General features: G+C 64.9%; 18 protein-coding genes. 12 read left to right on the forward strand and 6 right to left on the reverse strand.

From position 1 onward, the window contains the following. Positions 1-11: 11 nt before the first annotated feature. Positions 12-776 carry a GntR family transcriptional regulator gene (locus V8U06_RS01640; protein WP_427139232.1) on the reverse strand — a complete coding sequence of 255 codons (765 nt, stop codon included), beginning with the start codon at positions 774-776 and terminating at the stop codon, positions 12-14. Then, on the reverse strand, positions 773-1660 hold the full coding sequence (locus V8U06_RS01645) for a BadF/BadG/BcrA/BcrD ATPase family protein (protein WP_427139233.1): 888 nt from the start codon (positions 1658-1660) through the stop codon (positions 773-775). The genes V8U06_RS01640 and V8U06_RS01645 overlap by 4 nt, the downstream gene beginning before the upstream one ends. Positions 1661-1857: 197 nt before the next feature. Between V8U06_RS01645 and V8U06_RS01650 the strand changes: the two genes are divergently transcribed. The 9 genes from V8U06_RS01650 (at position 1858) to V8U06_RS01690 (ending at position 13480) form a co-directional block, all read left to right on the forward strand. Next, complete coding sequence (locus V8U06_RS01650; protein ID WP_427139234.1) at positions 1858-2751, forward strand: N-acetylmuramic acid 6-phosphate etherase; 894 nt, start codon at positions 1858-1860, stop codon at positions 2749-2751. Positions 2752-2796: 45 nt separating this feature from the next. Next, positions 2797-4056 carry an ABC transporter substrate-binding protein gene (locus V8U06_RS01655; protein WP_427139235.1) on the forward strand — a complete coding sequence of 420 codons (1260 nt, stop codon included), beginning with the start codon at positions 2797-2799 and terminating at the stop codon, positions 4054-4056. A 288-nt stretch (positions 4057-4344) separates the two neighbouring features. Continuing rightward, positions 4345-5295, forward strand: a complete 951-nt coding sequence (locus V8U06_RS01660; protein WP_427139236.1) for a carbohydrate ABC transporter permease — start codon at positions 4345-4347, stop codon at positions 5293-5295. Positions 5296-5310: 15 nt separating this feature from the next. Next, positions 5311-6150: a carbohydrate ABC transporter permease gene (locus V8U06_RS01665; protein WP_226918548.1), complete on the forward strand. Its 840-nt coding sequence runs from the start codon at positions 5311-5313 to the stop codon at positions 6148-6150. Then, positions 6147-7211 (forward strand): Gfo/Idh/MocA family protein, encoded by a 1065-nt coding sequence (locus tag V8U06_RS01670; protein ID WP_427139237.1) that lies wholly within the window; start codon positions 6147-6149, stop codon positions 7209-7211. Before V8U06_RS01665 ends, V8U06_RS01670 begins: the two co-directional genes overlap by 4 nt. Before the next feature lie 11 nt (positions 7212-7222). Then, on the forward strand, positions 7223-8224 hold the full coding sequence (locus V8U06_RS01675; protein ID WP_427139238.1) for an ABC transporter ATP-binding protein: 1002 nt from the start codon (positions 7223-7225) through the stop codon (positions 8222-8224). Positions 8225-8401: 177 nt separating this feature from the next. Next, positions 8402-9703, forward strand: coding sequence for an efflux RND transporter periplasmic adaptor subunit (locus V8U06_RS01680; protein ID WP_427139239.1), 1302 nt, complete (start codon positions 8402-8404; stop codon positions 9701-9703). Between the two features lie 11 nt (positions 9704-9714). Continuing rightward, a complete protein-coding gene (locus V8U06_RS01685) occupies positions 9715-12849 on the forward strand; it encodes a multidrug efflux RND transporter permease subunit (protein ID WP_427139561.1) in 3135 nt (1044 codons plus the stop codon). Between the two features lie 7 nt (positions 12850-12856). Continuing rightward, positions 12857-13480 (forward strand): TetR family transcriptional regulator, encoded by a 624-nt coding sequence (locus V8U06_RS01690; RefSeq protein ID WP_427139240.1) that lies wholly within the window; start codon positions 12857-12859, stop codon positions 13478-13480. Here the strand turns inward: V8U06_RS01690 and V8U06_RS01695 are convergent. From V8U06_RS01695 to V8U06_RS01710, 4 genes are read right to left on the reverse strand one after another with little or no spacing between them, the layout of a single operon-like run. Then, entirely contained in the window at positions 13472-13720 is a 249-nt protein-coding gene (locus tag V8U06_RS01695; RefSeq protein ID WP_427139241.1) for a hypothetical protein, read from the reverse strand. The genes V8U06_RS01690 and V8U06_RS01695 overlap by 9 nt on opposite strands. Further along, complete coding sequence (locus tag V8U06_RS01700; RefSeq protein ID WP_427139562.1) at positions 13721-14944, reverse strand: aminomethyltransferase family protein; 1224 nt, start codon at positions 14942-14944, stop codon at positions 13721-13723. 5 nt (positions 14945-14949) lie between these two features. Next, positions 14950-16506, reverse strand: a complete 1557-nt coding sequence (locus V8U06_RS01705) for a phytoene desaturase family protein (protein ID WP_427139242.1) — start codon at positions 16504-16506, stop codon at positions 14950-14952. Next, positions 16493-18112, reverse strand: coding sequence for a phytoene desaturase family protein (locus V8U06_RS01710; protein WP_427139243.1), 1620 nt, complete (start codon positions 18110-18112; stop codon positions 16493-16495). Before V8U06_RS01710 ends, V8U06_RS01705 begins: the two co-directional genes overlap by 14 nt. Before the next feature lie 162 nt (positions 18113-18274). On the opposite strand from V8U06_RS01710, the gene V8U06_RS01715 reads away from it, so the two are divergent. Genes V8U06_RS01715 through V8U06_RS01725 form a run of 3 tightly spaced genes read left to right on the forward strand, consistent with a single transcriptional unit; the run spans position 18275 to position 20913 of the window. Continuing rightward, complete coding sequence (locus V8U06_RS01715; protein WP_427139244.1) at positions 18275-19093, forward strand: methyltransferase domain-containing protein; 819 nt, start codon at positions 18275-18277, stop codon at positions 19091-19093. Between the two features lie 41 nt (positions 19094-19134). Then, on the forward strand, positions 19135-19803 hold the full coding sequence (locus tag V8U06_RS01720) for a TetR family transcriptional regulator C-terminal domain-containing protein (RefSeq protein ID WP_427139563.1): 669 nt from the start codon (positions 19135-19137) through the stop codon (positions 19801-19803). A gap of 27 nt (positions 19804-19830) precedes the next feature. Further along, positions 19831-20913 carry an ABC transporter substrate-binding protein gene (locus V8U06_RS01725; protein WP_427139245.1) on the forward strand — a complete coding sequence of 361 codons (1083 nt, stop codon included), beginning with the start codon at positions 19831-19833 and terminating at the stop codon, positions 20911-20913. The last annotated feature ends 134 nt before the right edge of the window (positions 20914-21047 follow it).

Consider the following 21047-nt stretch of genomic DNA (forward strand, 5'->3'; position numbering starts at 1 on the left):
CGGTTAGACGGTCACGTCTCGGAAAGCGTCAGTTCGGCGACGAAGTCGTAGGCGTCGCCGCGATAGATGGAGCGGGTGAATTCGACCACCCGGCCGGTGCGCAGATAGGAGATGCGCTCGATGGAAAGCCCGGCCGACCCTGGCGGCACGCCGAGCATGGAGGCGTCCGGGTCCTTCATGTTGTAGGCAGAGATGCGCTGCACGGCGCGCACCGGCCGGCAACCGCGCTTTTCCAGCGCCGCATAGAGTGAGCCCTGGACCTGCAGCGGATCCGGCAGGAATTCGGAGGAGATGCAGGCGCGCTCGATGGCGAGCGGCATGTCGTCGGCGACGCGCAGACGCCCGAGCCGGGCGACGAGCGCATCCGCCGGCAGGCCGAGCATCATCATCTCGTCCGGCGAGGGATGGAACAGGCCCCGGTCGAGCCATTCGGCGCGGGTGTTGAGGCCCCGGCGCGCCATGTCCTCGGTAAAGGAGGTGAGGCGGGACAGCGACTGCTGCACCTTGGCAAGCGGTTTTGCAACGAAGGTGCCGGAACCGTGGCGGCGGACCAGGAGACCGTCCTTGACGAGGTCGTCGACGGCCTTGCGCACGGTGACGCGGCTGACATTGGCGTGGTCGGCAAGGTCGCGTTCGGCGGGCAGGGCATCGCCGTAACTGAGCTTGCCTGAAGTGATTGCCTCTTCGAGCGTCTGGCGGAGCTTCAGGTAGAGTGGTCCGGGCACGCCCGACTGCAGGCTTTCCGGCGTGAGGATGGTGGCAAGCGGCGTGCTCATGCGGCGGCTCCCGTACGTTGCCTGTAGCCCTTGGCGGCCAGCGCCACGGCGCCCGTCAGGGCATCGGCCTCGGCTTCCATCAATATGGCGCGGTGCCGTTCGGAAAGCCATTCGGGATAGATCGGGGCAAGGCCGCCGAGCAGGCACAGCCGCTGGTCGCCGGCAAGGGCCATGATGGCGTCGAGGGATTCGTTCACCGCCGTCGCACCCGCCTTGACGAGGGCGATGGCCTGTTCGTCGCCCCGGCGGGCGTGATCGAAGACCAGGGGGGCGAAGCGGCCGAAATCGCCGGGCTTGGAAAGGCGGGCGAATTCGACGATACCGCGCGGGTCGCCCTTGAATTCTTCCAGCACCGCATCCGTGACGCCGGAGCGCGCATGCACGCCGTCATGGGCGAGCAGCGCTTCCTGCAGGAGGGCGTGGCCGAGGCGGGCGCCGCCACCGAGATCGCTGACCGTGAAGCCCCAGCCGCCGATATAGCGGATCGCGCCGGCCTTGCGCGCCATATAGATGGCGCCGGTGCCGAGGATCGCCACGGCGCCTTCGCCGTCGCCGATCGCGCCCTGCAGGGCGATCAGGCCATCGGAATCGATGTCGGTGTGGCGGAAGGGCAGGCGGTCGTGCACGTAACGGGTGAGGTCGCCGACATTGGTGCCGGCAAGGCCGAGAAAGGCGGAGGCGCCGCTCAGGCCCGCCTCGTCGATCCCGGCGTCGCGATAGGCGGCCCTGGCTGCTTCCGTGATGGAAATGATCGCGTTGTTGGGGTCCGTCAGGATATTGGCGGCGCCGCTCTTGCCGCGCCCCAGAATGGTGCCGTCCGGCCCCGCGACCGCCGCGCGGCAGCTCGTTCCCCCACCGTCGATACCAAGAATGTAATCAGTCATGGGCACCTCCTGAGATAACGATACCAAAAAAATACCATTAACCAAGGGGTATGGTGGTATCGAAAATAAGCTTTTGCACAAATTGTTGATTTTAAATGATAAAAATATTGAACGCCAAAAAAGTGGTCTCAATAATTAATTTCCTATGGACAATTGGTATTTTTTTGGCATTAATTTCGGCCAGAGGAGAACCAACGATGGCTGCAGGCAGGACCGAAGGCAGACATGATCAGGCGAGGGGGCTGGACGAACGCCAGCCCGTCGACGCGCTGAAAGTGCTCGCGGACGGGCAGAAGGCCGCCGCCGCCGTGGTCGATGCGGCGCTTGGCGATATCGCCGCCGCCGCCCGCCTTGCCGCCGATGCGCTTCTTTCCGGCGGCCGCCTCGTCTATGCCGGCGCCGGCAGCTCCGGCCTGATGGCCATGGCCGACGCGCTCGAACTTCCCGGTACCTATGGCATTGCCCATGACCGCATCGTCATCCTGCTCGCCGGCGGCGCTGCGAGCCTCATCGATCTTGCCGGCGGTTATGAAGACGACCGCGCACTCGCCGTGAACGATGCCACCGCTGCGGGCGTCGGCCCCGGCGACTGTGTGATCTCGGTTTCGGCAAGCGGCAGCACGCCCTATGCGCTGGCCATCGCCGCCTATGCGAAGGAGAAGGGCGCCCGGGTCGTCGCCATGGCCAACAATCCCGGCGCGGCGCTTTTCAGCGACGCGGATGTGACGATCCTGCTCCAGACGCCGCCGGAGGTCATCTCCGGCTCGACGCGCATGGGCGCCGGCACGGCGCAGAAGATCGCCTTCAACATGTTCTCGACGCTGGTCGGCATCCATCTCGGCCACGTGCACGATGGCCATATGGTCAATCTCAAGGCCGACAATATCAAACTGAAAGGGCGTGCCTGCCGCATCGTCTCCGACATTTCGGGTGTCGGTCTCGACGAGGCGGAACGCCTGCTTGCGCGCTCCGAAGGCTCGGTCAAGACGGCTGTGCTTCTGGCTGCGGGGGCTGTGGACGCCGGCGCCGCCAAGGCGGCGCTGGACCGGTCGGAGCAAAGTCTCCGCCGTGCCCTCAAGACCCTCGGATAACACCAATCTCAAAACGCGCTGCGGCGCATAAAAGGGGAGAATGCAATGACACGCAACGCAATCAAGGGTCTGCTCCTTGCCACGAGCATCCTCGGCACGGCCGGGCTCGCGCAGGCGGCCGACGTCACGCTGACCGTCGAAAGCTGGCGCAACGACGACCTCGCCATCTGGCAGGAAAAGATCATCCCGGCCTTCGAAGCCAAGAACCCGGGCATCAAGGTCGTCTTCGCCCCGACCGCGCCGACCGAATACAACGCCGCCCTGAACGCCAAGCTCGACGCCGGTTCGGCGGGCGACCTGATCACCTGCCGTCCGTTCGACGCCTCGCTCGAGCTGTTCAACAAGGGTCACCTTGCCGCTCTGAACGACGTGCCCGGCATGGAGAACTTCTCCGACGTCGCCAAGTCCGCCTGGACGACGGACGACGGTTCCAAGACCTTCTGCGTGCCGATGGCCTCGGTCATCCACGGCTTCATCTACAACAAGGATGCTTTCGACCAGCTCGGCATCACGGTTCCGACGACGGAAGCCGAGTTCTTCGCCGCGCTCGACAAGATCAAGGCCGAAGGCAGCTACATCCCGATGGCCATGGGCACGAAGGACCTCTGGGAAGCCGCCACCATGGGCTACCAGAACATCGGCCCGACCTACTGGAAGGGTGAGGAAGGCCGCAAGGCTCTGATCAAGGGCGAGCAGAAGCTGACCGACGAGGGCTGGGTCGAACCCTACCGCGTTCTCGCCAAGTGGAAGGACTATCTCGGCGACGGCTTCGAGGCGCAGACCTATCCGGACAGCCAGAACCTCTTCACGCTCGGCCGCGCTGCCATCTATCCGGCCGGCTCGTGGGAAATCGGCCTGTTCAACACGCAGGCCCAGTTCAAGATGGGCGCCTTCCCGCCGCCGGTCAAGAATGCCGGCGACACCTGCTACATCTCTGATCACAACGACATCGGCATCGGCCTCAACGCCAAGGGCGCGAACCAGGAAGCTGCCAAGAAGTTCCTGACCTTCGTATCCTCGCCGGAATTTGCCGACATCTACGCCAACTCGCTGCCGGGCTTCTTCAGCCTGAACTCGACGGCCGTGAAGATGGCCGACCCGCTGGCTCAGGAATTCGTTTCCTGGCGTGAGAAGTGCAAGCCGACGATCCGCTCGACCTACCAGATCCTGTCGCGCGGCACGCCGAACCTCGAAAACGAGACCTGGACGGAATCGGCCAACGTCATCAACGGCACGGATACGCCGGAAGTGGCCGCCGAGAAGCTCCAGAAGGGCCTCGACAGCTGGTACAAGCCGGCCAAGTAAGTCCGGATTTCTGCTGCTGAATTCTGCTTGAGGAGCGGGTATCGTCCCGCTCCGGTCCTCTCCCCGTAAAATTTCGGGGGGAGGGTCTCGAGGCGGCGCGGCGCGAAACGACCGGCGTCCGTCCCACCCCTCTTCGTCCCGGTGGACAGAGGGTGCCGAAGGGCAAATTCGGGGAAGCGACCCCGTTACTAATGTGTATGCTGAAATTGTCATGTGCGGCACAGGCTGTCGCGCAAGGCGTCCGTGCATGCGGATTTAACAAACAACCACCGGAGGGGCGGCTGGGCCATGAGCGACATACCTTCTTCCCATGATGCAACAGGACCGATCAAGCGCCCGCGGCGCTGGCACATCGCCATCTTCCTGCTGCCGGCATTCATCATCTACTCGGCGGTCATGATCCTGCCGCTCATCGAGACGCTGCGCCTGTCGCTGTTCAACACGGTGGACGGCCAGTCGACCTTCGTCGGCATCGCCAATTTCAAGGTGCTGTTCGGCGATGAACGCTGGGCCGCCGATTTCTGGAACGCGCTGAAGAACAATTTCATCTTCTTCGTGATCCACATGCTGGTGCAGAACCCGATCGGCGTTGCGCTTGCCGCCATGCTCTCGCTGCCGAAGCTGCGCTTCGCCGCCTTCTATCGCACGGCGATCTTCCTGCCGACGCTGCTGTCCTTCGTGATCGTCGGCTTCATCTGGAAGCTGATCCTTTCGCCGATCTGGGGCGTCTCGCCCTATCTCATGGACCTCGTCGGCCTGAAGTCGCTGTTCTCGCCCTGGCTCGGCAAGCCCAACTCCGCGCTCATCGCCGTGTCGCTGATCTCGGTCTGGCAATATGTCGGCATCCCGATGATGCTGATCTATGCCGCGCTCCTCAACATCCCGGACGAGGTGATCGAGGCGGCCGAATGCGACGGCGTGACCGGCTGGAGCCAGTTCTTCAAGATCAAGCTGCCGCTGATCCTGCCCGCCATCGGCATCATCTCGATCCTGACCTTCGTCGGCAACTTCAACGCCTTCGACCTGGTCTACACCGTGCAGGGCGCGCTTGCCGGGCCGGACAAGTCGACGGACATCCTCGGCACGCTGCTCTACCGCACCTTCTTCGGTTTCCAGCTGCAGCTCGGCGACCGCTCGATGGGCGCGACGATCGCGACGGTCATGTTCCTCATCATCCTCGCCGGCGTCTCGCTGTACCTCTTCGCCATCCAGCGGCGCATGCGTCGCTACCAGTTCTGATCGGGAGGGCCTGACATGTCTCAAGCACGCACTTCGCTCACCCGCACGACCCTCGTGCACCTGGCGCTGATCGGCTATGCGATCATCTCCATCTTTCCGGTGTTCCTGACGCTCATCAACTCGATGAAGGATCGCAATGCGATCTTCCGCAACCCGATGCAGCTTCCGACGCCCAAGACCTTCGACCTCGTCGGCTACACGACGGTGCTGGGGCAGGGGGATTTCGCCACCTACTTCCAGAACAGCTTCATCGTCACGGTGGGCTCCATCGCGCTGGTGCTGCTGTTCGGCGCCATGGCCGCCTTCGCCCTCTCCGAATACCGCTTCCGCGGCAACACGCTGATGGGCCTCTATCTCGCCATCGGCATCATGATCCCGATCCGCCTCGGCACGGTCGCGATCCTGCAGGGCATGGTGGCGTCGGGTCTCGTCAACACGCTGACGGCGCTGGTGCTGGTCTATACCGCACAGGGCATCCCGCTCGCGGTGTTCATCCTGTCGGAATTCATGCGGACCGTCTCCGACGACCTGAAGAATGCCGGCCGTATCGACGGGCTCTCGGAATACTCGATCTTCTTCCGCCTCGTCGTGCCGCTGGTGCGGCCGGCCATGGCCACGGTCGCGGTCTTCACCATGATCCCGATCTGGAACGACCTGTGGTTCCCGCTGATCCTGGCGCCGAGCGAGGCGACCAAGACGGTGACGCTGGGCTCGCAGATCTTCATCGGTCAGTTCGTCACCAACTGGAACGCGGTGCTTGCGGCCCTGTCGCTCGCGATCCTGCCGGTCCTCGTTCTCTACTTCGTCTTCTCGCGGCAGTTGATCCGCGGCATCACCTCGGGAGCTGTAAAGTGAGTTCTGCAATGCCCCCCATCCGTGTTCTTTCCGCCGGTCTCGGCAATATGGGCCGGAGCCATGCGCTCGCCTATCACGAGAACCCCGGCTTCGAGATCGTCGGGCTCGTCAACCGCTCGAAGGTTCCGGTTCCGGCCGGCCTGGAAGGCTACGAGATCCATCCGTCCTTCCATGAGGCGCTGAAGGACCTGAAGCCCGAGCTCTGCTCGGTCAACACCTACTCCGACAGCCATGCCGAATATGCCATCGCGGCCATGGAAGCCGGCGCGCATGTCTTCCTCGAAAAGCCGCTGGCCACCACGGTCGCCGACGCCGAACGGGTGGTGGCCTGCGCCAAGGCGAACGGGCGCAAGCTCGTCGTCGGCTATATCCTGCGCCACCATCCCTCGTGGATCCGGCTGATTGCCGAAGCGCGCAAGCTCGGCGGTCCCTATGTCTTCCGCATGAACCTGAACCAGCAGTCGAGCGGGCCGACCTGGGCGACCCACAAGGCGCTGATGGACACGACGCCGCCGATCGTCGACTGCGGCGTGCACTATGTCGACGTGATGTGCCAGATCACCGATGCCAAGCCCGTCGAGGTGCGCGGCATGGGGCTGCGCCTGTCGAACGAGATCAAGCCGGACATGTACAATTACGGCCATCTCCAGGTGCTCTTCGACGACGGTTCGCTCGGCTGGTACGAGGCGGCCTGGGGGCCGATGATCTCGGAAACGGCCTTCTTCGTGAAGGACGTCATGTCGCCGAACGGCTCGGTCTCCATCGTCATGGACCCGAACGCCAAGTCCGACGACATCGACACGCATACCAAGACGGCGGTCATCCGCGTGCACAACGCGGCGACCGGGCCGGACGGCAAGTTCCTGTCGCCGGACGAGGACCTGAAGATGGCGGGCGAGCCCGGCCACCAGGACCTGTGCGACCGGGAACAGGCCTATGTGCTGAAGGCCATCCGCGAGGACATCGATCTTACGCGGCACATGGACGATGCGGTGCAGTCGCTGAGGATCTGCCTCGCGGCCGATGAAAGTGTCAGAACCGGTCAGACGGTCAAGCTCTAGGGGGAAATCAGGTGGGCTCTCTTCAACTCAAATCCGTACGCAAGTCCTTCGGCAATGTCGACGTCATCAAGGGCATCGACCTCGACGTGAAGGACGGCGAATTCGTCATCTTCGTCGGCCCCTCGGGCTGCGGCAAGTCCACGCTGCTGCGCATCATCGCGGGCCTGGAAGACGCGACCTCCGGCTCGATCACCATCGACGGCACGGAAGTCGTGACCGTGCCGCCGGCCAAGCGCGGCATCGCCATGGTGTTCCAGTCCTACGCGCTCTATCCGCACCTGACGGTCAAGGACAATATGGGTCTCGGCCTCAAGCAGGCCGGCGCACCGAAGGAAGAGATCGAAACGCGCGTCACCAAGGCCTCGTCCATGCTGTCGCTCGAAAAGTACCTGGCGCGCCGCCCGGCCGAACTTTCCGGCGGCCAGCGCCAGCGCGTCGCCATCGGCCGCGCCATCGTGCGTGAACCGAAGCTCTTCCTCTTCGACGAACCGCTGTCCAACCTCGATGCGGCGCTGCGTGTCAACACGCGCCTGGAGATCGCGCGGCTGCACCGCGAACTGAAGGCGACGATGATCTACGTCACGCACGACCAGGTCGAGGCGATGACGCTGGCGGACAAGATCGTCGTTCTCGACGGCGGCGTCATCCAGCAGGTCGGCTCACCGATGGAGCTCTACAACCGTCCGGCCAACCTCTTCGTCGCCGGCTTCATCGGCTCGCCGGGCATGAACTTCATCGAGGCCGAACGCCTCGGCGTGTCCGGCGCCAAGACCATCGGCGTGCGCCCGGAGCATCTCAGCCTTTCGCGCGACGGCGGCGAGTGGCAGGGCAAGGTGGTGCATGTCGAACATCTCGGCGCCGATACCATCGTCTATATCGAATCGGACCGGCTGGGTTCGTTCACCGTGCGCCTCTTCGGCGAGCATCACTACGCGGTCGGCGATCTCGTCTATGCGACGCCGGCGGAGGGCCAGACGCATCGTTTCGATGCAGATGGCCGGGCGATACGTTGAGGCCCCTCATCACAATCCTGTGATCGGGGTGGATTGCGGCAATCCCCGCCGTGATCTACGATTGTCAAACGTCAGAAACTAACATACAGCCTTGTTTGTATGTTGCGATGCGGTGGTCCTCCGGCCACCGCATCGACTCGTTTTCAGCACCCTGCCGGTCTTTTACCGGCATTGCCTATGGAAGAACCCATGCGTTTCACGAGACCGATTTCGATTGCGACCTTTGGCGCCCTTTTGATTCTCGCCGGCTGCCAGGACGAGCAGGCTCCGCAGGGGGGCTTCTCCTTCCCGCCACCGCAGGTGGCCGTCATCACCGTGAAGGCCGAGGACGTGCCGATCACCAACGATCTGCCGGGCCGCATCGCTGCGACCCGCACGGCCGAGGTTCGCCCGCGTGCCTCCGGCATCGTCATCGAGCGCGTCTTCGAGCAGGGCTCGCAGGTCAAGGAAGGCGACGTTCTCTACCGGATCGATCCCGCGCCGTTCCAGGTGCTGGTGGATAGCGCCGAAGCGACGCTGCGCCGCGCCAAGGCCGTTCAGGCCCAGGCGAAGAACGACACGGTTCGCCAGGAACAGCTGAAGAAGTCGAACGTCTCGTCCGCGCAGAACTATGACGACGCCATCGCCAAGCTGGCGCAGGCCGACGCCGATGTCGCGATTGCCGAAGCCGGTCTCGCCACGGCCAAGCTGAACCTCGAATATACCGAGGTGAAGGCGCCGATCAGCGGCCGCATCGGCCGTGCCCTCATCACCGAGGGCGCGCTGGTTTCGACCAGCGGCACGGAAAACCTCGCCACCATCCAGCAGCTCGACCCTGTTTATGCCGACTTCACCCAGTCGGCGACGGACCTCATCCGCCTGCGCAAGGCGCTGGAAGACGGCGCGCTGATGGCCGACAACAATTCCGCCGACGTCAAGCTGATGCTCGACGACGGTTCGCTGTATTCGCATCCGGGCAAGCTGCTGTTCTCCGAGGCCGCCGTCGATGAATCGACCGGCCAGGTGACGCTGCGCGGCGAATTCCCGAACCCCGATGGCGATCTCCTGCCGGGCATGTATGTGCGCGTGCAGATCGAGCAGGGCATCGAGAAGGGTGCCGTTCTGGTGCCGCAGCAGGCCGTGCAGCGCGACGCCTCGGGCAGCGCGCTCGTCTATGTCGTCTCCGCCGACAACAAGGCCGGCACGCGTCCTGTCCGTATCGGCCGTGCCGCCGGTACGCGCTGGGTCATCACGGACGGCCTGAAGGACGGCGAGAAGATCATCGTCGAGGGCTTCCAGAAGGTCCAGCCGGGCGGCGACGTCGTTCCGTCCGAATGGAACCCGAACGCCACGGCGGCCGACCAGAAGCCGGCGGCCGAAGGCGGTGAAGCCAAGGCTGACGATGCGAAGGCTGGCGACGCCAAGCCCGATGACGCCAAGGCAGGTGAAGCCGGCAAGGCCGAAGGCGGCGATGCCGCCAAGACCGAGCAGGCGAAGTAAGGATCCTGATGATGCCCAGTTTCTTCATCGACAGGCCGATTTTCGCCTGGGTCGTGGCGATCTTCATCATGATCGCCGGCGCCATCTCCATTCCGCTTCTGCCGATCGCGCAGTATCCGGACGTCGCGCCGCCGCAGATATCGGTCTCGACCTCCTATGCTGGCGCGTCCTCGCAGGACACCTACCAGAGCGTCACCAAGCTCATCGAGGATGAGCTGAACGGCGTCGAGGGCATGCTCTATTTCGAATCGACCTCGAGCGCTTCGGGTTCGGCCGAAATCAACATCACCTTCGCGCCGGGCACCGATCCCTCGCAGGCCTCCGTCGACGTGCAGAACCGCATCAGCCGCGTCGAGCCGCGCCTTCCCGATTCCGTGCGCCGCCAGGGCGTGCAGGTCGAGGAGGCCGGTTCCGGCTTCCTGCTGATCGTTTCGCTCACCTCCACCGACGGCTCGATGGACGCCATCAGCCTCGGCGACTACGTGAACCGCAACGTGCTTTCCGAAGTCCAGCGCGTTCCCGGCGTCGGCCGCGCGCAGCTCTTCGCGACGCAGCGCTCCATGCGCATCTGGCTCGATCCGGCCAAGATGCTCGGTCTCAACCTGACGGCCGCCGATGTCACGGCCGCCGTGCAGGCGCAGAACGCCCAGATCGCCGCCGGCAGCATCGGCGCGCAGCCGAACCCGATCACCCAGCAGATCGCGGCTCCCGTCAACATCAAGGGCCAGCTGACGACGCCGGAGGAATTCGGCGCCATCGTGCTGCGTGCGAATGCGGACGGTTCGGCCGTGCGCCTGCGTGACGTCGCGCGTATCGAAGTGGGCGGCGAGACCTATTCGTTCTCGACGCGCCTCAACGGCCAGCCTTCCGCGGCCGTCGCCGTGCAGCTTTCGCCGAGCGGCAACGCCATGGCGACCTCCGAGGCGATCAAGGCCCGCATGGACGAACTGGCGAAGTTCTTCCCGCCGGGCATCGAATACTCGATCCCCTATGACACCTCGCCCTTCGTGAAGGTGTCGATCGAGAAGGTTCTGCACACGTTGCTCGAAGCCGTCGGCCTCGTGTTCCTCGTGATGTTCCTGTTCCTGCAGAACATCCGCTACACCATCATCCCGACGCTCGTCGTTCCCGTCGCGCTGCTCGGCACCTGTGCCGTCATGCTCGCCATGGGATTCTCGATCAACGTCCTGACGATGTTCGCCATGGTGCTCGCCATCGGCATTCTCGTCGACGACGCCATCATCGTCGTTGAAAACGTCGAGCGTATCATGTCGGAAGAGGGGCTGCCGCCGAAGGAGGCGACCCGCAAGGCGATGAAGCAGATCACCGGCGCCGTCATCGGCATCACGCTGGTGCTCGCCTCGGTGTTCATTCCGATGGGCTTCTTCCCGGGTGCGGTCGGCGTCATCTACCAGCAGTTCTCGCTGACGATGGTCGTCTCGATCCTCTTCTCGGCCTTCCTCGCGCTGTCGCTGACGCCGGCGCTTGCCGGCAGCTTCCTGAAGCAGGTTCCGAAGGGCCATCACCACACCAAGCGCGGCTTCTTCGGCTGGTTCAACCGCGGCTTCGACCGCAGCTCCAAGGGCTATAGCGGCACCGTCGGCTGGCTGGTCCACCGCGCCGGCCGCTTCATGGTGATCTACCTCGCCATCCTCGCGGGCCTTGGCTACATGTTCGTGAAGCTGCCGTCCTCGTTCCTGCCGGACGAAGACCAGGGCTTCGCCATCGTCATGATGCAGCTTCCCTCCGAGGCGACGGGCCACCGGACCGACGAGGTGCTGACGCAGGTCGAGACGATCTTCGGCCAGGAAAAGGCCGTCAACACGATCGTCGGCATCAACGGCTTCTCGTTCTTCGGCGCAGGCCAGAACGCCGGCCTTGCCTTCGTGACGCTGAAGGACTGGAGTGAGCGTGGGCCGGAGGATTCCGCCCAGGCGATCGCCGGACGCGCCAGCATGGCGATGAGCCAGATCAAGGATGCGATCAGCTTCGCGCTGTCGCCGCCGCCCATCCAGGGTCTCGGCACGACGGGCGGCTTCTCGTTCCGTCTGCAGGACCGTGGCGGCCTCGGCCAGCAGGCGCTGTCTGCGGCCACGGGCCAGCTCATCGGCCTTGCGGCCCAGAGCAATGTCGTCACCGGCGTGCGCGTCGACGGCATGCCGGATGCGGCCCAGGTCAATGTCGTGATCGACCGCGAGAAGGCCAACACCTTCGGTGTGACCTTCGCCGACATCAACTCGACGATCTCGACCAACCTCGGCTCGACCTATGTCAACGACTTCCCGAATTCCGGGCGCATGCAGCGCGTGACGGTTCAGGCGGACCAGAACGAACGCATGCAGGTTGCGGATCTCCTCAACCTCAATGTCCGCAACTCCAAGGGTGGCATGGTGCCGCTGTCGGCCTTCGCGACCGCCGAATGGGTCAAGGCGCCGACGCAGACGGTGGGCTATAACGGCTATCCGTCCATGCGCCTCAGCGGCGACACCAAGCCGGGCTTCTCCTCGGGCGATGCGATCGCCGAGATGGAGCGGCTGGCCGCCCAGTTGCCGCCGGGCTTCGGCTACGAGTGGACGGGCCAGTCGCTGCAGGAAATCCAGTCCGGTTCGCAGGCGCCGATCCTCGTCGGCCTCTCGATCCTGCTGGTGTTCCTGTGCCTTGCGGCGCTCTATGAAAGCTGGTCGATCCCGTTCGCGGTCATCCTCGTGGTGCCGCTCGGCGTCATCGGCGCGGTCATCGCGGTCACGATGCGCGACATGTCCAACGACGTGTACTTCAAAGTGGGCCTGATCGCGATCATCGGCCTTTCGGCGAAGAACGCGATCCTGATCATCGAGTTCGCCAAGGAGCTGATGGAGGACGGCCGGTCGCTGATCGATGCGACCATCGAGGCCTGCCACCTGCGCTTCCGCCCGATCCTGATGACCTCGCTCGCCTTCACGCTCGGCGTTCTGCCGCTCGCGATCGCGACCGGCGCAAGCTCGGGCAGCCAGCGCGCCATCGGCACCGGCGTCATGGGCGGCATGATCACCGCCACGGTGCTCGCCATCTTCTTCGTGCCGATCTTCTTCGTCTTCGTGATGAAGCTCTTCGGCTACGGGAAGAAGAAAGAGGAGCCGGCTCCGGCCGCAAGCCCGGCGGAGTAAGCCGCCGATGCGCCGGACCAAGGCAGAGGCCAAGGAAACCCGCCAGCAGATCCTGCTGGCGGCCGAAAAGGTCTTCTACGAAAAAGGTGTCGCCCATGCCTCGATGGAGGATGTGGCGCGCGCCGCGGGGGTTACTCGCGGCGCCATCTACTGGCACTTCGCCAACCGGGCGGATCTCGTGCTGGAACTCTACAATTCCCTGCCCATGCCGCAGGAAGAGCTGATCGCCCGGGAGCTGGAAGCCGAGAATGCCGACGTCTTCGGCGTGCTCGAACGGGTCGGCCGTGAATGGCTGGAACTGCTTGCCACCGACGAGCACCGACAGCGCATTCTTTCCATTCTCCTGCGCTGCGACACGTCAGGGGAATTCGCCGCCATCTCCGAGCGTCAGAACGATCTCGACGACGAGCATATGCAGGCGCTGGAAGCCGCCTTCGTGAAAGCGGAGCGGCAGGGCCAGCTCGGCGACACCTGGACGCCGCGTTCGGCGGCCTCGATGCTGCGCTGGGTCATCAAGGGCCTGTGTTCGGAATGGCTGCTGTTCGGTCGCCGCTTCGATATTGCAGGCGAAGGCAAGGAGGCGCTGCGCCGGCTCTTCCTCAGCTATGGCGGGCAGGTGCCGTCACGCTGACGCGTCGCGAAAGGCCTGAAGCTGCGCGATCCAGTCCGCACCGATCCGCCAGCGCGTGAGCACCGAGACCGGATCCTCCGCATCGAGCCGCGAACAGATGCGGTAGACTTCCAGCACCTCCGGCGCCATCTCGCCGCGCTGGAAGAAATACATCGCCGCCGCATAACGCGCGCGCCCGGACCATTCGGGACCGGGCGGCGTTGCGATGATCTCCCAGTTGCGGCGGGTTTCCTCATCCATCTATTTCAGGCCCGGCGGCGTCACCGTGCGGCGCGCCAGCTTGACGAAGGGGCGGGGCACGATCTTCGCCCGCTTCATCAGCTTCTGGTATTTCAGCTCGCGCAGCGCATAGATCTCCACCCAGAGGTCGTCGGTGAACTTCGATCCGTACGGGCGCTCGAGGCTGGCGATGGCGATGTTGCGCTTGGCGGTCGGTGACCAGATCGCAGCGGTGACAAGGCCCGCCTCGTGTTTGCGGCGATGGTAGACGATGGCATGTTCGGCGGGAATATTCCCTTCGATTTCAAGGCCGACGAGGATGTGCTTGAGAGTTTGATTCCGCCGCGCGTCGAGGATCGCCCGGCGTCCGTTGAAGGACGGCTTTTCCGGGTCGACCAGCCAGTCGAGGCCGATCTCGTCGGGCATGCGCACCCGGTCGGCCCGCAGCGCGCCCTCGGCGGTGACGAAATCGGCGTTGGCGACGATGAAGCCCGTCTCGATGCGCGTCTGGTTGAGGGCGCCATAGCCGATGGCGCGGATGGCATGGATTTCGCCGGCCGCCCACAGCCGGTCCCACAGGGAAAGCGCCTTTGCCCGGGGCACGAAGAGTTCGTAGCCGAGATCGCCGGTAAAGCCGGTGCGGGAAATCGTCACCGCGCCGCCATCATGCGGGAAGGTTGCGATGTCGAAGGGCTTCAGCCGATCCGCTTCGGCGAAACCGGCATCGCGCAGCACGGCATAACTGGTCGGCCCCTGCAGGGCGAGCCCGGCGATTTCCTCCGTTTCCTCGTGGATATCCACCGTGAAGCCGAAGGCGCTGTCGAGCAGCCAGGGCAGGTGGCGTTCCTGGCAGCAGAGGCGGAATTCCTGCGCGCCAAGCCGGAAGAGCGTGCCGTCGTCGAGCACATGGCCGTGGTCGTCGCACCAGGCGGTATAGTGCACGCGGTTGACGCCGAGTTTCCTGACGTCGCGCAGGGTCAGGCGGTTGAGATACCGTTCCGCATCCGGGCCGGTGATGCGGTATTTCACCATCGGCGAGATGTCGAAGAGGGCGGCGGTGGACCGGATGGCGAAATATTCCAGCTCACCGTCGGTAAGCGAATGGGGCGCCCTGTAGCCGGCCCAGTTGTACCAGTCGTTGACCTCGCTCTGCGCCATCAGCCGGTCGTGGAAGGGCGTTTCGAGGCGCGGCGTGCGGATATGGTCGCGCGCGGTGCGGCGCAGGTCCGTGGCGGATTTCGTCATGGCGTTCATGAACTCGCTCCCGAAAGGATGTGGCGCGCGGCGTTCCAGCCGGGCAGGCCGGAAATGCCGCCGCCCGGATGCGCCCCGGCGCTGGCGAGGTAGAGCCCGTCGATCGGCGTCCTGTAGCCGGAGGCCGCGCCTGTCGGGCGGTTGACCAGAAGCTGGTCGGCCTGCAGCTCGCCGTGGTGCCAATGGCCGCCGGGCAGATTGTATTCGGCTTCGATGTCGACCGGCGTCATCAGGCTGGACGCGACGATGGATTTGCCGATGCCGGGCGCGTGACGCTCCAGCGTTTCCAGAACGATCCTGAGAAAGGCCGGTTTGCCGGTCTCCCAGCCCGCCTTGAGGCGATAGGGCGCGTATTGCACGAGGGCCGACAGCGTGCAGCCGCCCGCGGGCGCGAGCGACGGGTCGGCAAGGCTCGGCAGGGTGATCTCCATCACCGGATCCGTGGAGAATTCGCCGTATTTCGCCGGATTGAAGGCCGTCTCGACCTGTTCCTTGGAGCGGACCAGCACGATGCGGCCGGCGCGTGCATTGGCGGCAAGGCCTGTGAAGTCGGGCACACGGTCCAGCGCGAGATCGAGCTTGGCGACATTGCCGTGGCTGCGCACGTTCCTGACCGAGCGCACGAAGCCGGTGCCGCTTTCGGCCGGATCGACGAGATGGAGGAATGTCGTCTGCGGATGGATGGCGGAGACTACAACGGGCGCGGTGATTTCCGTGCCGTCACCGGTCACGACGCCGCTTGCCCGGCCCCGGTCGGCGAGGATGCGGCCGACGGGCGTGCCGCAACGGATGGTGACACCGGCCTTTTCCGCCGCGCGCCGGAAGGCGGGGGCGAGCGAAGCCATGCCGCCCGCCGGCACGAACTGGCCGCCCGTGCGGCCGGCGACGTCGCCGGTGAGGCGGTAGTAGAGGCCGAGCAGGGAGGTCGGCGAGCGCGGGCCGAGATGGATGCCCAGCGTCGCATCGAAGGCGAGCAGGCCCTTCAGCCGGTCGTCGGCGAGGTATTCGTCCGTGACGTCGGCGACGTTGGTCAGCAGCATGCGCAGGAAATCGCGTCCCTCGCTGCGGCCCTTGCGGAGGAGGCCAACGCCGGCGCCGGCCAGAGCGGAAAGATCGCCGAGCGAGATCGCGCCGATCTGTGGCGGCGGGCGGCGCAGGAAGCGCTTGAGGATGCCAGCCTGGAAGATGAGCTTCCGGCGCAACGCTGCGAAGGCGGCGGCCTCTTCGGCGGAAACGCCGTCGAGCTGTTCGCCATAGGCGCCGTGCAGGGTGATGGCTGTGCCGGAACCGTCGAGCACGGTCGTCGGCAGCAGCGTTTCATCGCCCTTGAGATCGAGGCCGATGTCGCGCGCGACCTCCACATCCAGGCGGTTGACGAGATGGGCGAGGCCGGCGGAGCGGAAGCCGGGGGCGAGTTCCCGGCCGCGGGTCGCCCCGCCCGGCTCGTTCGCCGCTTCCAGCACCAGAACGCGGCGGCCGCCCTTGGCGAGGCGAGTGGCGGCGGCAAGGCCGTTGTGGCCGGCGCCGATCACGATGGCATCAAATGACGTCATGGGCTTTGCTCATCTCGGAGGTGGTGCGCTTGAGGTCGCGCAGGATCTCGGCGGCGGCGTTGCGGCCGGGCGCGCCCATCACCCCGCCGCCCGGATGGGTGGAGGAGCCGCACATGTAGAGCCCGGAGATCGGGCTGCGGTACTGCGCATAGCCGGGCACCGGCCGGTTGAAGAGAAGCTGGTCGAAGGTGAGTTCGCCCTGGAAGATGTTGCCTTCGGTAAGGCCCACCTCCGCCTCGATCTCGCGGGGCGTGCGCACTTCCATATGCACGATGCGGTCGCGGAAGCCGGGGGAATAGTCGGCGATCTGGCCGATCACGGTTTCGGCGAAGGCGTCGCGGTCGGCGTCGGTCCAGTCGCGGCCCTCCACCTTCGGCGGGCAGTACTGCACGAAGCAACTCATGAAATGTTTGCCCGGCGAGGTCATGGTCGGGTCGAGCAGGGTGGGGATCATCATGTCGAGGAAGGGATCCGCCGACCAGCGCCCGGCTTTCCAGTCGTCGTAGCCGCGCTCCATGCGCTCGATGGAATCGGTGAAATGCATGTCGCCGCGGATGCAGGTGGAGTCCTTCGGCAGGGCCGGGAATTCGGGCAGGCTGTCGAGCGCGATGTTCACCTTGCCGGAGGAGCCGCGCATCTTGAAATGCCTGACGCGATGGACGAATTCACCGGGCAGCGCCGCTTCGTCGACCAGCTTGAGGAAGGTGCGCTTCACGTCGGCATTGGAGACGACGAGATCGGCGCGCACCTCGTCGCCGTTGGCAAGCACCACGCCGGTGGTGCGGCCGCCGCGCGTCAGGATCTTCGAGACTTCCGCGTCGGTGCGGATGGTGCCGCCGGAGGCCTGGAAGGAGCGGGACAGGGCCTGCGTGACCGCGCCCATGCCGCCGCGCGCATAGCCCCACGCGCCGACGGAGCCGTCCACTTCGCCCATATAGTGATGGAGCAGGACGTAGGCGGTTCCGGGTGACATGGGACCGAGGGCGGTGCCGATGATGCCGGACAGCGCAAGATAGGCCTTGATGACGTCGGTCTCGAAATATTCGTCGAGGAAATCGGAGATCGACATGGTCCAGAAGCGTAGCGTCTCGGCCATCTCGTGGGGGCTGAATTCGCCGAACTTCCGGGCGAGATAAAGCAGTTCGGAAATGTCGCGCGGGCGGAAGCCGAACGGATCCGGCGCGGTGCGCATGAGGAGCGGCTGGATGAAGCGGCACTGGCGCGTCACATCGCGGGCATAGCGCTCATAGGCCTCGGCGTCGCGCCGGGAGTAGCGGGCGAATTCACGGCGGTGGCTGTCGTGGTCACGGTAGGAGGCGAGATAGTCGCCGTCGCGGGTGAAGACCGCGCCGCCCTCGTAGGAGATGACCTGCAGGCCGTGTTTCGGCAGCTCCAGGTCGCGCATGATCTCCGGCCGGAACAGCGAGCAGACATAGGAGCAGTTGGAATAGAGGAAGCCGGGGGTCAGTTCGCGGCTGGTCGCCGCGCCGCCGACCCAGCCGTTCTTTTCCACGACGAGGACGTTGAGGCCGGCGCGCTGGAGATAACAGGCCGTGACCAGTCCATTGTGGCCGCCGCCGACGATCAGGGCATCGTATTTTTGCATTTTTGATGTCTCCCTTGTTTCTAAAAGCTGCATCAAAAGCAAAATGTTGTCCAGATATTCTGAATGATCATTCAGCAAGTATCTTGCAATCGTCTGATTATGCGCTAGAATTTCCGCCTATCGGAAGCGCACCGGCCAAGCGGCCACGAGAGCGGAAAAGCCATGGTGGCCACGAATGAAGACGGTGCGGCGGCGGAGCCGGAATATGACGAGGCGGCGATCCGCTTTCTCGCCGTGTTGTGGGGCGAGGGCTATCTTTCGCCCGGCGGTCCGGCAGAGGTCGACCGTGTGCTGGCCGGCGTGCCGCTTGCCGGTCGGAAGGTTCTCGATTTTGGCTGCGGCGCGGGCGGCATCACCCTGCATATCGCGAAAACCCATGGGCCGGCCGAGGTCGTCGGCTATGACGTCGAGCGGCCGGTGATCGCGCGGGCACGCGCATCCGCCATGGCCGCGGGGCTTTCGTCCGTGGCGCGTTTCGTTTCCAGCCCGCCGGGACGCCTGCCGTTCGAGGATGGCGCGTTCGACGTGATCTTTTCCAAGGACGCGATGATCCATGTGCCGGACAAGGAGGCGCTGTTCGCCGAGCTTTACCGCGTGCTGCGGCCGGGCGGCATCTTTGCCGCCTCCGACTGGCTGATCGGCCACGACGGCGAGCCGAGCGCTGACATGAAGGATTACATCGCCGCCGAGGGCCTGCATTTCGGTATGGCCTCGTCGCACCGCTACCTTCGGGCGATGGCGGCGGCGGGCTTCGTCGACGGCACCGCCGAAAGCCGCAATGCCTGGTACCGCGACGTGGCGCGCGGCGAGCTGGAGCGGCTGAAGGGACCGCTCCGTGCGACGGCCGTGGCAGCGGTCGGCGAGGCCTATGTCGAGAAGAACATCCGCACCTGGACCGCCATGCAGAAGGTTCTTGACAGCGGGGAGCATTGTCCCACTCATCTGCGCGGCAGCAAGCCGGCCGCGGGAGTTCGCCCGTGACCGTGACGCTGAAAAATCCCAAGGGCAAGGTGACGGTGAAGATGCGGACAGGCGGGGCTGAACAGGGCTCGGGCGACGGCGAGAAGCGCGGCGGCCGCAAGGCCTCCAAGGAAACGCGGCGGCAGCAGCTTATCGAGGCGACCATCGACTCGCTCGCCAAGCGCGGCTATTCCGACACGACGCTCGCCGATGTCGCCGATGGCGCGGGCTTGTCGCGCGGCATCGTCAACTTCCATTTCGAGAGCAAGGAAAACCTGCTTATCGCCACCCTGCAGTTCATGTCGGAGGAATATGGCGATCACTGGAACTCCGCCCTGGAAAAGGCCGGGCCGGATGTCGGCAGCCGCGTCTGGGCCATCGTGCATGCCGATTTCGACCGCAAGATCTGCACCAAGCGCAAGCTTGCCGCCTGGTGCGCCTTCTGGGGCGAGGCCAAGTCGCGGCCGACTTATCAGGCGCTGTGCGGCGCGCGGGACGTGAAATACCAGGAGACGGTGATCCAGCTCTGCACCGAGCTGAAGGCGGAGGGCGGCTATGCCTATGAGCCGGAGCCGATGGCGCTGTCGCTCTGCGCCATGCTGGAAGGCCTGTGGCTGCGCCTGATGATGGGCGATGGCACGACGCGGGAAAAGGCGCTGGAGGCGGCTATCGCCTTCGTCGTCGCGGTCTTCCCGAAGCATCTCACGAGCCAAGGACCGAAATCACAATAGGGAACCCGAAACGGGGAGGAGAACGGCATGAAGACTGCAAACACGGCCAAGACCCACACGATAGCGGCGTTCGCCGCCCTCCTTGCCCTCGGAACCGTCCTTCCTGCCCATGCCGCCGATACGCTGACGGTTTTCGACTGGTCCGGCTATGAGGACCCGGCTTTCCACCCCGCCTATACGGAAAAGCATGGCGGCGAGCCGGACTTCTCCTTCTTCGGCGACGAAGAAGAGGCGTTCCAGAAGCTGCGCTCCGGCTTCAAGGCGGATGTCGCGCATCCCTGTTCGCAGAGCGTGGTGAAGTGGCGCGAGGCCGGTTTGCTGGAGCCGCTCGATACGGCCAAGCTCGCCTCGTGGAACGATGTGCTGCCGAACTTCAAGACGATGAAGAACCTTATGACGTCGGACGACGGCACGGCATGGTTCATTCCCTTCGAGTGGGGCAACACCGTGCTCACCTACCGCACGGACACGGTGAAGCCGGAGGAGGTCGCCTCGCTGAAGGCCTTTGCCGATCCGAAGTTCAAGGACCGCGTCTCGATCGGCGACAACGTGGACGACGCCTATGCGCTGGCAAGCCTTGCCATCGGCCTCAAGGACTGGACGAAGATGACCGACGCGCAGTTCGCGGAAGCCTCAGCCTTCCTGCGCAAGGTGCACAAGAACGTGCGGCTCTACTGGACGGACAATACCGATCTCAGCCAGGCGATGGCGAGCGGCGAGGTCGATCTCGCCTGGGCCTGGAACGAAACGGCGACGACCTTGCAGGCGGAAAGCCAGCCGGTCGCCATCAAGAAGGATACGACGGAAGGGCTTTCCACATGGGTTTGCGGCTATGTGCGTCTGAAGGGGGGCGAGGCGAGCCCGGACCTTGCCTATGACTATCTCAATGCCGTCACCGATCCGGGCGTTGCGGCCTATATGGTCGAAAGCTGGGGTTACGGCCATTCCAACGCCAAGGGCATGGCCGCGGTCGATCCGAAGATCCTCAAGGACAAGGGGTATGCCGACGTCGATGCCTTCGTCGCCAATACGCTCTTCCAGTCGCCGATGCCGACGGAGCTGCGGCAGAAGATGATCGCGGAATTCGAGAAGATCAAATCGGGCTATTGAGGGACGGGGGCGACTTGCCCCTCATGATGCGCTCTTGCCTTCTCCCCGCAGGACGGGGAGAAGGGGATGAGGCGCCCAATCGGAGAAGACAGGGTCGACGACGTTCGCTTGCCGCGCCTGCGGGCCGGTGCGGC

Source organism: Shinella sp. G-2 (genome assembly GCF_050172695.1).
Taxonomy (GTDB): domain Bacteria; phylum Pseudomonadota; class Alphaproteobacteria; order Rhizobiales; family Rhizobiaceae; genus Shinella.

Excerpts from the sequence above, each read along its gene's own strand:
- V8U06_RS01640 (WP_427139232.1), bottom strand. The coding sequence starts at position 776 with ATGAGCACGCCGCTTGCCACCATCCTCACGCCGGAAAGCCTGCAGTCG.
- V8U06_RS01645 (WP_427139233.1), bottom strand. The coding sequence starts at position 1,660 with ATGACTGATTACATTCTTGGTATCGACGGTGGGGGAACGAGCTGCCGC.
- V8U06_RS01650 (WP_427139234.1), top strand. The coding sequence starts at position 1,858 with ATGGCTGCAGGCAGGACCGAAGGCAGACATGATCAGGCGAGGGGGCTG.
- V8U06_RS01655 (WP_427139235.1), top strand. The coding sequence starts at position 2,797 with ATGACACGCAACGCAATCAAGGGTCTGCTCCTTGCCACGAGCATCCTC.
- V8U06_RS01660 (WP_427139236.1), top strand. The coding sequence starts at position 4,345 with ATGAGCGACATACCTTCTTCCCATGATGCAACAGGACCGATCAAGCGC.
- V8U06_RS01665 (WP_226918548.1), top strand. The coding sequence starts at position 5,311 with ATGTCTCAAGCACGCACTTCGCTCACCCGCACGACCCTCGTGCACCTG.
- V8U06_RS01680 (WP_427139239.1), top strand. The coding sequence starts at position 8,402 with ATGGAAGAACCCATGCGTTTCACGAGACCGATTTCGATTGCGACCTTT.
- V8U06_RS01685 (WP_427139561.1), top strand. The coding sequence starts at position 9,715 with ATGCCCAGTTTCTTCATCGACAGGCCGATTTTCGCCTGGGTCGTGGCG.
- V8U06_RS01690 (WP_427139240.1), top strand. The coding sequence starts at position 12,857 with ATGCGCCGGACCAAGGCAGAGGCCAAGGAAACCCGCCAGCAGATCCTG.
- V8U06_RS01695 (WP_427139241.1), bottom strand. The coding sequence starts at position 13,720 with ATGGATGAGGAAACCCGCCGCAACTGGGAGATCATCGCAACGCCGCCC.
- V8U06_RS01700 (WP_427139562.1), bottom strand. The coding sequence starts at position 14,944 with ATGACGAAATCCGCCACGGACCTGCGCCGCACCGCGCGCGACCATATC.
- V8U06_RS01705 (WP_427139242.1), bottom strand. The coding sequence starts at position 16,506 with ATGACGTCATTTGATGCCATCGTGATCGGCGCCGGCCACAACGGCCTT.
- V8U06_RS01710 (WP_427139243.1), bottom strand. The coding sequence starts at position 18,112 with ATGCAAAAATACGATGCCCTGATCGTCGGCGGCGGCCACAATGGACTG.
- V8U06_RS01715 (WP_427139244.1), top strand. The coding sequence starts at position 18,275 with ATGGTGGCCACGAATGAAGACGGTGCGGCGGCGGAGCCGGAATATGAC.
- V8U06_RS01720 (WP_427139563.1), top strand. The coding sequence starts at position 19,135 with ATGCGGACAGGCGGGGCTGAACAGGGCTCGGGCGACGGCGAGAAGCGC.
- V8U06_RS01725 (WP_427139245.1), top strand. The coding sequence starts at position 19,831 with ATGAAGACTGCAAACACGGCCAAGACCCACACGATAGCGGCGTTCGCC.